This is a genomic window from Paraburkholderia fungorum, assembly GCF_003610895.1.
GTDB lineage: Bacteria > Pseudomonadota > Gammaproteobacteria > Burkholderiales > Burkholderiaceae > Paraburkholderia > Paraburkholderia fungorum_B.
Window position 1 is genome coordinate 152,811 of sequence record NZ_MCAS01000009.1, and the last position, 12,746, is coordinate 165,556.

The 12,746-nt window shown below is 61.7% G+C and carries 11 protein-coding genes and 1 tRNA gene; 5 read left to right on the forward strand and 7 right to left on the reverse strand.

Features of this window, described 5'->3' with window-relative positions; translation table 11 throughout:
* Positions 1-71: 71 nt before the first annotated feature.
* Together BCY88_RS10910 and BCY88_RS10915 are read right to left on the reverse strand one after the other, a co-directional pair.
* Entirely contained in the window at positions 72-791 is a 720-nt protein-coding gene (locus BCY88_RS10910) for a peptidoglycan DD-metalloendopeptidase family protein (RefSeq protein WP_120344252.1), read from the reverse strand.
* Between the two features lie 181 nt (positions 792-972).
* Positions 973-1,905, reverse strand: coding sequence for an aldose epimerase family protein (locus BCY88_RS10915; RefSeq protein WP_120344253.1), 933 nt, complete (start codon positions 1,903-1,905; stop codon positions 973-975).
* 654 nt (positions 1,906-2,559) lie between these two features.
* Between BCY88_RS10915 and BCY88_RS10920 the strand changes: the two genes are divergently transcribed.
* The gene (locus tag BCY88_RS10920; protein WP_120344254.1) at positions 2,560-3,390 is read left to right on the forward strand and encodes an undecaprenyl-diphosphate phosphatase; all 831 of its coding nucleotides are present in this window, start codon (positions 2,560-2,562) and stop codon (positions 3,388-3,390) included.
* Between the two features lie 313 nt (positions 3,391-3,703).
* Positions 3,704-3,777: transfer RNA gene (locus BCY88_RS10925), tRNA-Arg, on the forward strand.
* A 68-nt stretch (positions 3,778-3,845) separates the two neighbouring features.
* On the opposite strand, the gene BCY88_RS10930 is transcribed toward BCY88_RS10925, so the two are convergent.
* Together BCY88_RS10930 and BCY88_RS10935 are read right to left on the reverse strand one after the other, a co-directional pair.
* Positions 3,846-4,229, reverse strand: a complete 384-nt coding sequence (locus BCY88_RS10930) for a DUF427 domain-containing protein (RefSeq protein ID WP_120344297.1) — start codon at positions 4,227-4,229, stop codon at positions 3,846-3,848.
* A gap of 347 nt (positions 4,230-4,576) precedes the next feature.
* Positions 4,577-6,160, reverse strand: coding sequence for an acid phosphatase (locus tag BCY88_RS10935; RefSeq protein ID WP_120344255.1), 1,584 nt, complete (start codon positions 6,158-6,160; stop codon positions 4,577-4,579).
* 330 nt (positions 6,161-6,490) lie between these two features.
* On the opposite strand from BCY88_RS10935, the gene BCY88_RS10940 reads away from it, so the two are divergent.
* Positions 6,491-7,897, forward strand: a complete 1,407-nt coding sequence (locus BCY88_RS10940) for a cytochrome-c peroxidase (protein ID WP_404935686.1) — start codon at positions 6,491-6,493, stop codon at positions 7,895-7,897.
* A 34-nt stretch (positions 7,898-7,931) separates the two neighbouring features.
* Here the strand turns inward: BCY88_RS10940 and BCY88_RS10945 are convergent, their stop codons facing one another.
* Complete coding sequence (locus BCY88_RS10945) at positions 7,932-8,171, reverse strand: hypothetical protein (RefSeq protein ID WP_120344257.1); 240 nt, start codon at positions 8,169-8,171, stop codon at positions 7,932-7,934.
* 280 nt (positions 8,172-8,451) lie between these two features.
* Here BCY88_RS10945 and BCY88_RS10950 point away from each other — a divergent pair, with 280 nt between their 5' ends.
* Both BCY88_RS10950 and BCY88_RS10955 read left to right on the forward strand, forming a co-directional pair.
* Positions 8,452-8,841 carry an RT0821/Lpp0805 family surface protein gene (locus tag BCY88_RS10950; RefSeq protein WP_120344258.1) on the forward strand — a complete coding sequence of 130 codons (390 nt, stop codon included), beginning with the start codon at positions 8,452-8,454 and terminating at the stop codon, positions 8,839-8,841.
* A gap of 82 nt (positions 8,842-8,923) precedes the next feature.
* Entirely contained in the window at positions 8,924-9,373 is a 450-nt protein-coding gene (locus BCY88_RS10955) for an NUDIX hydrolase (protein WP_120344259.1), read from the forward strand.
* Between the two features lie 71 nt (positions 9,374-9,444).
* On the opposite strand, the gene BCY88_RS10960 is transcribed toward BCY88_RS10955, so the two are convergent.
* Positions 9,445-10,338 carry a transporter substrate-binding domain-containing protein gene (locus tag BCY88_RS10960; RefSeq protein WP_259461364.1) on the reverse strand — a complete coding sequence of 298 codons (894 nt, stop codon included), beginning with the start codon at positions 10,336-10,338 and terminating at the stop codon, positions 9,445-9,447.
* Positions 10,339-10,667: 329 nt separating this feature from the next.
* Positions 10,668-12,377, reverse strand: a complete 1,710-nt coding sequence (locus BCY88_RS10965; RefSeq protein ID WP_120344261.1) for a glutamine--tRNA ligase/YqeY domain fusion protein — start codon at positions 12,375-12,377, stop codon at positions 10,668-10,670.
* Positions 12,378-12,746: the final 369 nt, after the last annotated feature.

Below are 12,746 nucleotides of genomic sequence, written 5' to 3' on the forward strand. Positions count from 1 at the left end.
GATTGAGCGCTTTATGGCGCGCCGGGTTCCCTCGGCAGTTGCAGGGCGCGTGCCTGAACAAGCCCGGGCGGCTAACGCGGCGGCAGTGCCCGCGACGGGTCGATCGAGCGACCCTGATAACGCAGTTCAAAGTGCAGCATGGTCCGATCGGTGTCGGTGTCGCCCATTTCGGCGATCTTTTCGCCGCGGGTGACGGATTGACCCTCTTTCACCAGCAGCACGCGGTTGTGCGCGTAGGCAGTCAGATACTCGGCGTTGTGTTTGATGATCAGCAGGTTACCGTAACCACGCAACCCGTTACCCGCGTAGACCACCGTGCCGGCTGCCGCTGCGACCACCGGCGTGCCCGCGGCCGCCGAGATGTCGATGCCCTTCGAATTGCCGCCGTCGAAGCGCCGGATCACCGTGCCGTCGGCCGGCCATACCAGCGAGATGGTCGAAGCCGGTGCGGGCGACGGCGTGTTATCTGCGGGCGCCGGGCGCGGCGCGGCGGAAGCGCTCGCGCTGCCTGCGCCGCTGCTGCGAACCGCGCCGCTTGTGGACGACGCTGCATTGCCCGGCGGCGCGACGCGCAGCACCTGGCCGACCTCGATGCTGTCCGGGTTGGTCAGATTGTTCCAGCGCACGATGCTTTGCACCGATTGCCGGTTGCTGCGTGCGATCTTCGATAGCGTATCGCCCCGTTCGACGCGATAAAAGCCTGGCCCCACCGGAGCGGACCCGCAGGCGGCGAGCACCGCCAATAACGACGCGCAGGCGAGTCGTTTCACCATTCTTGTTTTGTTCAGCATTGGACCTCGCAAAGCGCTGCCACGCGCCGATCCTGATCACGCGGCAGGTAGATGCAAAGCGTCCGATTCTAACGGTTTTGCGCTGCAGCATCCGAAAAACGGGTGCGAAGGCAGCCGCACGCGGCGGGTCACGCGGCGAAGCGCGTAACCCGTCATGTCGCAATGTGCGGAAAACCTGCCATCAGCGCGGCTTGCCGGCGTCCTCAGTGACGTTCTCGCTGACGGTAATACGCAGCGCTGCCGTTTCGGTTTGTCCGGCTTCGAGCCAGCGCAGTCCCAAGCCGTTGTGGATCGCATCCGGCAAACCCAGCCACGGCTCGACGCAGTAGAAGTCCGAGTCGGCGGCTTCGGTCCATGTCGTGACTGCGTACCAGGGTACCGAGTCCGGCCGTTGCAGATCGATCGTGATGAGTCGGTTCAGGCCGGGCGCGACCAGACGCACGGGCTGGTCGGGCGCGCCGACGAGACAATGGAAGCGATCCTGAATGCGCGCCTCGTCGAACGTGTAGCGCGCCGGGCCCGGCTCGGCCGCGCTGATCGAACCGTCGTCCTGCTGATAGCGCCGTTCGGTGCGCGGCAGTTCCAGCGAGGTCTCGGCGCGCTGCGTGTGCGGCAGCGTGAAATAGAAGTGATGGCCCGCATAATAGGGTAGCCGCGTGGTGCCGGTATTGGTGGTGCTTAGCGTGACGTCCAGCGTATGCGTATCGACAAGCCGATAGGTCGCCTCGAAGCGGAAGCCGAACGGGTAGCCGCCGCGGGTCGCGTCGCTGTCGGTGAGGGTCATGCGCAAGCCGGCGCCGTGCACGTCCGCGTGGGCTTCGAAGGGCAGATCGCGGGCAAAGCCGTGCATCGGCAATTCGCGCACCGTGCCGTGTGCGTCACGCCAGTAGCCGATCTTGCCGTCGACACGATGCCTGCCGAGAAACGGAAACAGCAGCGGATTGCCGCCGCGGATTCTCGCGGGTTGGCTCCAGTCGGCGTTCTCGGGCCAGTGAATCACCTCTTTGCCGTCGATGATCCACGACAAAAGACGGCCACCGGCTTGCGACGAGAAACGGAGCACCGAAGCGTCCTGGGCGATCTCGAGAATGTCCTGTTGCGGGGAGAGGGGCATGGTCAATGGGCGGGTTGATGAAGAGTGGAATGCGCTCCGAAGGCGGCTCGGAAGTGCGATAGGTGTGAGCTGGGCATGGCTCGAACGCGGGCTCGCGACCGTCGAACGCGCCGCACGGCGACTCGCGACGGAACGATTTTGCGCTGCTTTGCGCTACGGGGAAACCCTTCTGGGGAAATTGCGGGTGTCGGAAAAGGCCTAACCTTGCCGATAATCCGCTGACTGCCCGGTAATCTTGACGATCGGGCGAGACCGGCTCAGGAGGTGTTATGGATCTGGCAATGGCAATGGGTGTGGCGCTGTTCGGCATGTTCGCGGCAAGCACTGTCTACTTCTTCTACAAGCTCGAGCGCTGATTCCCGTCGTAACCCGCCTTATTTTCTGCCGGGCCATCCGTGGGCCTGGTATGAGTCAGACGCGTTCAGCGCATTGAATTCCTCATGATGGCAGGGCGGTCGACGGCGGTGCCCGGTTTCTTTTCTGCCGCGTAACAACGGTTTCCAGTTGTGACGCGCTGCGTCAATATTTCCCCGAATGTGGCTCAAACGCTTGGCGCTGACTTTGCAGCCAGGCATAATCGGTGCGCTTTTGACGTGCCGTCGATTTTCTATTGCGGCGCGCTGTTCCCCGACATTTTCCTTACAAGGACCGCGCGTGAACCTGTCGTTTCTGATTTTCCTGAGCGTACTGCAAGGCGTCACCGAACTGTTCCCGGTCAGCAGCCTTGGCCATACGCTGCTCGTGCCTGCGTTGTTCGGCATGCATGTCGACAAGCATGCGCCGCAGTTGCTGCCGTTCCTCGTCGCGTTGCACCTCGGTACGGCTTTCGCGCTGCTGTGGTACTTCCGCAAGCGTTGGTGCGAACTGGTGCGCGGCTTCTTCGCGTCGTTCGGCGGCCGTCCCAATGACAACGCGCATATGATGTGGGCGCTCATCATCGGTACGATCCCGGCGGGCCTCGTCGGGCTGATCCTCGAGAAGCGTCTCGAGCGGATTTTTCACGATCTGCGCATCGTCGCAATTGCGCTGATCGTGAACGGCGTGCTGCTGTGGTTTGGCGATCGTCTGCAACGCTCGCGTGCGCATCAGCCGCCAGAGAAGCTGACCTTCCGCCAGGCGTTTTTTGTCGGCCTCGCTCAAGTCGGCGCGTTGATTCCGGGTTTCTCACGCAGCGGCTTGACGATGATCGCCGGCAATGCGGCCGGCCTGACGACGGAGAAGGCCGCCGAGTTTTCGTTCCTGCTCGGCACACCGATCATCTTCGCGGCCGGCATTCTCGAATTGCCGAAACTGTTCCATGCGCCGGACCAACTTGCCGATGCATTGCTTGGTGGCGTGCTGACCGCAATCGCCGCGTATCTCAGCGTGCGTTTCCTGATGCGCTACTTCGAAGGCCGTGGACGTCTGGCGTCGTTCGGCGTGTATTGCGTGATCGCGGGGATCGTGTTCCTCGGCTGGTTCATGCTGCATCCGCAACCGGTCTGATTGCACGCGATATGGTTGCAGTTGTCCGCTGAACGCCGACGTGCGGCTGGCGGGCAAGAAGCGATCGGTTATAATCCGGGCCCGGCTTGACTCGCTGGGCCCGTTTGTTTTGTGACGTTGCGGGCGTCCAAGGTCGCTAAGCCGGATCGGATGTCCACAGTCGGCGGCCCGGTCAGTTAGAATTTCGGTATCCGAGGAACGTTGTGGTTGTTCGCTGTGATCACGATACAGCGCAGGTTCCAACGTCCGGTACAGGTTCCCATTGCGGGCGATGCACGTTGTACACGTTCGTGTAGCATCGCCTCACATCATTACGGCAGTAGCTCAGCTGGATAGAGCATCGGCCTTCTAAGCCGAGGGTGGGGGGTTCGAGTCCCTCCTGCCGTACTTCAAATGCCCGGCCCCGCGCATCGACGCCTCTCAGCTGCGATGCGCACTTTGCGCCGCTTTGCGCCTTACCCCGCCGCTTGCACATCGATGGAATCGACCCGGTTCGGGTAGAACGCCAGATGCTGCGCAATCTCTTTCACGGGCGCGTAGGGCGACTCGTAGGTCCAAACCGCATTCACTGCCCGCTCGCCGCCAATCGGAATGCTGTAGTACGCGCAATCGCCTTTGTACGGGCAATAAGTCGCGTGATCGGTGCGTTCCAGCAGTGTCATCTCGACGTCGTTGCGCGGAATGTAATACACGGCCGGATACGACGCCTCACGCAGCACGAGCGCATTGCGCGTATCCGCGATCACGCGGCCGGCTACCGTGACCACCACGCGAGCCTGGTCCGGCTCGACTGTGATCGGATGATCGGGCCCGGGGACCTTGATGGTTTTTTCAGTCATGCTGTCGAACTCCTGGATGAGTGGGCAAACCGGCAACACGTTGCTAAGGATTTCGAGCCGCCGCCGGCGCGAATGCTCGCGTACTGCGTCGAAGCATACGCCGCTCATGAAAACGCGTTGTGTTGCCATCTGAGTGGTGGCGTGGAGTGTGTGCCGTTTCGCGCCGTCCTGTTCCCCGCGTTCTCCGCGCGACGAAAATGAAAAAGGGCAGCCGAAGCTGCCCTGTCAAAGTCCCGTCATCTGCCGCGCTGTTGCGGACTGACTGTGTCTATTCGCGAATCGCGGACGGCTTGAGCTCCGCCGCTCAACTGTTGAGCGAGGACTACCGTCCGCGATTCGCGAGTCATTTACTGCTTGATGTTCAACGCAGCTGTCAGGTCGCCCATCGGCTTGCTGCCGTTGCTGACCAGCGCGGCATCGCGCGTGGTGATACCCGGCAGTTTCGGCAGCGAGTAGCGGCGCGTGATGAAGCGCAGGATCGACGTCGTGTCATATTGCGTGTGATCGACGAAACCCTTCTTCGCGTACGGCGAGATGATCAGCGCCGGGATGCGCGAGCCCGGACCCCAACGGTCGGCCTTGGGCGGTGCAACGTGGTCCCAGAAGCCGCCGTTCTCGTCATACGTCACGACCACCAGCATGTTGGCCCACTGCGGGCTTTTCTGCAGATGCGAGATCACGTCGGCAATGTGCTGGTCGCCCGACGCCACGTCGGTGTAACCCGCGTGCTCGTTCAGGTTGCCTTGCGGCTTGTAGAACGACACTTGTGGCAGCGTGCCGCTGTCGATCGCCTTGATGAACTCGGAGCCTGCGAGACCGCCGTCGAGCAAGTGCTGTGAACGGTTCGCGGTACCCGGCGCGAGGTCGGCGAAATAGTTGAACGGCTGGTGGTGCGGCTGGAAGTTCGGCGCCGTCAGATTCGCGCCGTAGATCACGTTCGACGTGCCGGTTTGCGCCGCCGAGACTGCCGCACCCCATGCGCCGCCGTACCATGCCCACGACACGTTGGCGTTGTTCAGCAGATCGCCGATGTGCTGTTGCGTCTGGCCCGGCAGGGTCGTCGCCGCGCCCGGATCGGCCAGATTGGTATCGCCGCCCGAAGCCGGCTTGTTGCCGCTCGGCTGATACGGCGGCTGCATCGTGTTGATCGCAAAGAAGTCAGGCGTGAGGTTGCCCGAGAGCACGTACTTCGGCGGGCCGCTCAGCGCCGAAGCAGGCGAGTTGGTCGCGAGCTTCAGCGTCACGCCGTCGCTTTCGACCGCGGAGATAGAACCGGCCGCCGGACTCTTGTCCGCATTCGGATAGGTCGGCGTGCACGAGCAGACCAGCCACTGGTGATTCAGGAACGAGCCGCCAAACGCGCCCATGAAGAAGTTGTCGGCCAGCGTGTACTGCTGGGCGATCTTCCACAGCGGCAGCTGGTTGGCGTTGAGCGCGTAGTTGCCCATCACGAGACCGCCGGAATCCGCCCACGCGGCGAACTTGTCGTTCTTGCCGCCGTTGATCTGCATCTGGTTTTCATAGAAGCGGTGATACAGATCGCGCGTCGTGGCCGTGATCGGCGTGTTGAAGCCCTTCGGATCGTCGATGGAGAACGGGCTGTTCGGCAGATTGGCCGTCATCGCTTGCGTCACCGCCGGCGTCACGCCGGTTTGCGTCAGACCGTTCCACACTTGCGGCAGGGTGGCGAGCGGCGTGCCGTTGCGGTCGACCTGCGTGGCGCTTGCCGCCGTCACGTTCTGCAGACCGTTGGCGCCCGGGAAGTTGCCGTACAGATTGTCGAAGCTGCGATTCTCCGCGTAGATCACCACGACCGTCTTGATCGACGTGATGTCCGGTTGAGCGTTGAGATCGCTGCCGCCACCGCACGCATATAGGGTCAGCGCTGCTGCGATCGCGATAGGCGTCGCGCAGATCAGTTTTTTGTTCATTGGGTATGTGTTCTCTCTCTCGCGTTGGGGATGGGTCGCATGCATTACTTACACGGCTGACCGCGAGCGAAAGTTTGAATAATGAATTTGACAGAAAGATGTAAATAATTACGAATAGCCTTTGTTTTTGAAATTTCCGTCGGCTGTATGTCATTTAAGCGACATGCAGATGAAATACGATCGCGGACTTCAATATCGCAAATTCACATCATTCATATGCGGCTTGGTCTCATGGGGATTCGGAAATCGGCGATTCAGCCGCGGGCGCGGCGGCGCGGGGTGTCGACGGGTAGAGGCGCCGGGCTGGCGCTCGCGCTCGCGGCAATAATCATGAGCCTGGCGGCGTGTGATGCCGGGTCGTCGAAAGATAATAGTAAGAATATAGAAAGTAATGGTAATGTTAATGAAAGAATTGGCGCACAAGTAAATACCAAGGCGAATCCGGACGCCAATACAAATGGGGGCATTGAGGCTCAAGCGAGTGCATCGGCTATATCCGGCTCTCTCGCCGCGTCGGCCGTCAACGCGGCTGCCCCGGTTGCCGGACAGACCCGCGCGCAAGTCTACGAATCCGTGCGCAAGATGACGGCGGTGGGCAAGCAGTTGTTCTTCGACCCGGCGCTGTCCGGCTCGGGCAAGCTGGCGTGCGCGTCGTGCCACAGTCCGGAGCACGCCTTTTCGCCGGCAAATTCACTGTCAGTGCAACTGGGCGGCAACGACATGCACCGCACCGGCATGCGCGCCGCGCCGACGCTCAAGTACCTGCAATCGGTGCCGGCGTTCGCCGAGCACTATCACGAGTCGGACGACGAAGGCGACGAAAGCGTCGATGCCGGGCCGACCGGCGGTTTGACGTGGGACGGCCGGGTCGATCGCGGCTCGGACCAGGCGCGCATTCCACTGCTGTCGTCGTTCGAAATGGGCAGCTCACCGGCGAAGGTCACGGCGGCCGTGAAGAGCGCACCATATGCCGACGCTTTTCGCGCGGCATTCGGCGAGCATATTTTCGATAGTGACGAAGCCACCTTCAATGCCGTGCTGCAGGCGCTGGAAACCTTCGAGCAGACCCCGGAGATTTTCTACCCGTACACCAGCAAGTACGACGCGTATCTGGCGGGTAAAGCACAGCTGACCAAGGCCGAACTACACGGTCTGGAAGTCTTCAACGACGAAAAGAAGGGCAATTGCGCGAGCTGCCACATCAGCCAGCGCACCATGGACGGCGCGCCGCCGCAGTTCAGCGACTTCGGTCTGATTGCGATCGGCGTGCCGCGCAACCGCGCACTGCCGGTGAACCGCGATCCGCATTTCTACGACCTCGGCGCATGCGGGCCGGAGCGTACCGATCTGCAGGGCCGTGCCGAGTTTTGCGGCATCTTCCGCACGCCGACGCTGCGCAACGTCGCGTTGAAGAAGAGTTTCTTTCACAACGGCATCTATCATTCTCTCGATCAGGTCGTGCGCTTCTATGCGCAGCGCGACACGAATCCGGAAAAGTTCTATCCGGCCTCGAAGGGCAAGGTGCAGAAATTCGACGATCTGCCGCAGCGCTACTGGGCCAACCTGAACACTGAGCCGCCGTTCGATCGCAAGCCGGGTGACAAGCCGGCGCTCGATGAGGCCGAAATCAAGGACATCGTGGCGTTTCTGAATACGCTCACGGACGGATACAAACCGGAAGATAAGCTGGCCACCAGGCCGGAAGCCAAGCCGGAAAAGACAGCGGCCGCGAACTGATCACCGGGCGATGACCGCGCCGCCGCGGGCGCGGTTAGATGCCTGCGTCGGCAAGGATGTAATAGCAGCCGACCAGCAGCAGTGCGAACGACACCATGACGCATGCAATACCAACGCGAGTCAGCAGATTGGGCCAGCGTGCGCGGGGGAGGTTGTCCATCTGCACGATGCGCCGCGCAAGACCGGGATCACGGGCGATAGCGAACGGCACCAGCGCTACGCAAAAGAGCGCAAGCGCGACAGTGACGGTTTCGAGAGCAAACGGGAGGTTCATAGGGCGGCGTTGGAAGCTTGATCGGCGCAGCAGCGCAACAAACCTATCTTAAGAAGACGTCTCATAAAAAAATATGAGACTGGTCTTAAAAGTGCTGAACGTCGCCGACTGGCGCGTTCCCAGGCAGGCGGGAGCCGCCTGCTGCACGTTGCCGCGCGTTGCTGCGAAGCCGCATCCGCAGGGCCACTTTGAGGGGGACATGCTATGCTTTTGGGGTCCAGATCACGAGCCGCCGCGAGCGCGCTCGAGAGAGCCGAATACTCTTCGAGGAGAACCCTTCATGTCGATGCGAACCCGTGCCCTGTTTCACTTGACCGTCGGTGGCCTGCTGCTTGGCGGCGCTATCGGCGCGCAAGCGGCGAACCTCGGTTTTCTGAACGACACGCCGATTAGCTACATGAAGCAACGCGATATCGATTCGATCAAGAATGCAGTGGTTACTGCGCTGAACGACAAGCAGGACGGCGAAAGTGCGAGCTGGGTCAACGAAGGCACCGGCAACAGCGTCAAGATCGACGCGACGATCACCATCGCCAGCACCGCGAAAGACGGCGAGCGCACTTGCCGCGACGTCGGTGTCGTATTGAATGCGAAAGGGCAGTCGATGAACCTGCGTCCGCAGTTCTGCAAACAGGGCAGCGGCAACTGGCAATTGCAGAAAAAGCATTAAACGTGCGGGCCGGTATGACAATGCGCGCCGGCTTGTCGCTGGCGCGGACTGAAGCCGTGCGTCCTTGCGGCGCGTTGCGTCGATGAGCGCGCGGGTCGTCTCCTGTGGCGTCGTATTGCTCGACCCGGACGGGCGGGTGCTGCTCGCACACGCCACCGAAACGTCTCACTGGGACGTTCCGAAAGGGCACGGAGAAGAGGGCGAAGCGCCGCACGTCACAGCCTTGCGCGAAATGGTCGAGGAGACCGGTATCGTGATCGAGCCCGTGCGTCTGAAGGATCTCGGACTGTTCGTCTACCGGCGCGACAAGGACCTGCATCTGTTCGCCGCGCGTGCAACCGCCGACGAACTCGATCTCAGCACCTGCACCTGCACCTCGCTGTTTCCGCGCCGCTCTGACGGCACGCTGATTCCCGAAATGGACGCATACCGCTGGGTCACACTAGACGAAGTCGAGCGGTACGCGAGCCGTAGCCTCACGAGGCTCTTTCAAACCACGCTTTCGCTAGCCGAGTTGCATCGAACGCTATAGCGTGCGGCGTTTTGGCCGTAGCGCGGGCTGTACCCACCGGCAATCCCAACGACTGCGTGTTGCCGAGACGCTTAGTCGAGCGCGCGGTCGTTCGGATGCGCGAACAGCGTGCGGTTCTGTTCCGACAGCGGAAAATTCAGATTGATGCCACGGGGAGGAATCGGCTGCGTGAACCACTGGTTGTACAGGCGTTCCGCGTCGCCGGAAGTCTGGCCGCGCGCGATCACCCCGTTCACAAGCGTGCGAAGCGGCTCGTCGCCCTTGCGAAACATGCAGGCGTAAACCTCATAGCCGAGCGGCGTGCCGGTCACCACGAAGTCTTCGGGGTGCGGGTCGGTCGACCTGAAACCGTACAAGATCGGTTCGTCCATCACGAAGGCGGCCGCGCGGTCGTCCTTGAGCGCGGTGAAGGCTTCCTGATGATCGCGCGCGCTTGAAATGCGCATGTTCAGGTGTTTCTCGGTGTTCAGACGCCGCAGCAGGCGTTCGTCGGAGGTGCCTGCGGTTGTCACCACCGCCTTGCCGGCCAGGTCCGGAAAATCCGTGATGCCGTTGCTCTTGCGCGCGATCATGCGCACCGCGTACTGGAAAAAGCTGTTCGAGAAAGCGGCGACGCTTTCGCGTTCCACCGTGTGCGTGGTCGAGCCGCATTCCAGATCGATCTGGTTATTCAGCAACATCGGCGTGCGGTTTGACGAGGTCACGGTGATCTCGTGCACCTTCAGTTGCGGCAGGCCGAGCGTTTTCTTGATTTCGTCGACGATCTGCAGCGCGATGGCTTGCGAGTAGCCGACCGTGCGCTTGCCGTCGAAGTACGAGAAGGGAATCGACGCTTCACGCACGCCGAGCACGACGACGCCGTCGTCGTGGATTTTCTTGAGCGTGCCGGTGAGTTCTTCCGCTTGAGCGGGGCTCAAGAGCGACGCAGCACCGAATGCGGCCAGCGCGACGAATGCGCTACGCATATTTTTTGCAACGAGTGCGACGCGATTCATGCGTGCAGCAGCGACAGTACGCGCGTGACGCGTAGCTTGTACTGTGCTTGCCCATGTTCTTGCCCCGCGGCAGGCTGCAACTTTCATCGTGTCTCCCGGACTGGCGCGGCTATCTAGGCCGCGCTGTCACATGTCGATGGAACATCGATGCAACTAAAAGGCGTGCATCCCGCTCGCGAAATGCACGCCGTGTTCAACGTCAGATAAGCCACGTCAATGCGCCAGGTCAAATGCGCGACTTCAAATGCGCGACTTCAAATGCGCCACGTCAGACCCGTTCCCGCCTTAGTGGCTCCAGCTTACGCCGGCTTGCCCCAACTGTCGCGCAAGCTGACGATGCGATTGAACACGGGCTTGCCCGGTTTCGAATCGACGCGGTCGGCGACGAAATAGCCATGGCGTTCGAACTGGTAACGTTGTTCCGGCAGCGCGTCGCGCGCGCCCGGTTCCAGGTAGGCGTTGACCACGCGCTTCGAATCCGGATTCAGCGCCTCGAGGAAGTCACGGCCACCGGCGTCCGGCTGCGGTTCCCTGAACAGACGGTCGTAGATGCGCACTTCAGCCGGGCACGCGGCGGCCGCGCTGACCCAGTGAATGTTGCCCTTGACCTTGTAGTTGTTCGCGCCTTCGGTGCCCGATTTGCTGTCCGGGAAGTAGTTGCAATGGACTGCGACGATGTTGCCGTTTTCGTCCTTGTCCGCGCCGGTGCATTCGATCACATAGCCGTAGCGCAGGCGCACCTTGTTACCCGGGAACAGGCGGAAGTAGCCCTTCGGCGGTGCTTCGTTGAAGTCTTCACGCTCGATCCACAGTTCGCGCGAAATCGGGAATTCGCGCACGCCCTGTTCCGGATGATGCGGGTGGACCGGTGCGCTGCACGGCTCGTTCACGCCTTCAGGGAAGTTGTCGATGATCAGCTTGACCGGATCGAGCACGGCCGCGGTGCGCGGCGCCTTGTCGTCCAGATCGTCGCGCAGCGCGCCTTCGAACACGCTCATGTCGATCCACGAATCGACCTTGGTGACGCCAATGCGCTCGCAGAACAACTGGATCGCTTCCGGCGTGAAACCGCGGCGGCGCACCCCGACGATGGTCGGCATGCGCGGATCGTCCCAGCCCTCGACATGGCCTTCGGTCACGAGTTGCAGCAGCTTGCGCTTGCTGGTGATCGCATAGGTCAGGTTCAGGCGTGAAAACTCGATCTGTTGCGGCAGCGGACGCGTGAAAATTCCGGCCTCGGCCAACTCGTTCAGAATCCAGTCGTACAGCGGCCGGTGGTCTTCGAATTCGAGCGTGCACAGCGAATGCGTGATGTTTTCCAACGCGTCCGAGATGCAGTGCGTGTAGTCGTACATCGGGTACACGCACCACGTGTCACCGGTGCGGTAGTGATGCGCAAAGCGGATACGGTAGATAACCGGATCGCGCATGTTGAAGTTCGGCGACGACATGTCGATCTTCGCGCGCAGCACGTGCTCGCCTTCCTTGAACTCGCCGGCCTTCATGCGGCGGAACAGGTCGAGATTTTCCTGCACCGAACGCTCGCGGAAACGCGACGGCGTGCCGACTTCGGAAGCCGAGCCGCGGTTCGCGCGGATTTCTTCGGCCGACTGGCTATCGACATACGCCTTGCCGCGCTCGATCAGCAGTTCGGCGAATTCGTACAGTTTGTCGTAGTAGTCGCTTGCGAAATAAAGCTGTTCCTTGCCGTCTTTTTCCCATTCGAAACCGAGCCAGCGCACGGAATCAATGATCGAGTCGACGTACTCGACACTTTCCTTTTCCGGATTCGTATCGTCAAAGCGCAGATGGCACACGCCGCCGTAGCTGCGCGCCACGCCGAAGTTCAGGCAAATGCTCTTGGCGTGGCCAATGTGCAGGTAGCCGTTCGGCTCAGGCGGAAAGCGCGTTTCGACGCGCTGACCCCATTTGCCGGTGCGGTTGTCTTCGTCAATGGTGTTGCGGATGAAATTGGATGCCGCTGGCGCGTCGTTGCGTTCGGTATTCATGCGAGAAGGTGAAAGTCGGTCGGGGGCGCGCAATACGCCCACTTATCCGTCAATTCTACCTGACGCACTCGCCCGCGGCAGGCGAGTGCGGCGCGCGGCCAACGTTTGAGCGGTTTCGACCGTTTTTTAGGGTCGGGCGGGCTCCTGCAAGCTGCGTTTAAGGTGCTGTAACAGGAGGTAAAACGGTTTGTTGACGCACACGCCGGCGACTTAGGATGCGGGCGGCGCACTCGCCACCGGCGCGCCGCTCAATCTTGTCCGGGGGGCCGCAGCCCACGTCCTGCCGCGCAGCGCGTGCCCGCGCAGCCGCCGTGCAGTGCAGTCTGTCCAGGTCTCGCTCCCCTTTGCCGTTTTGCACGAGCTTCCACC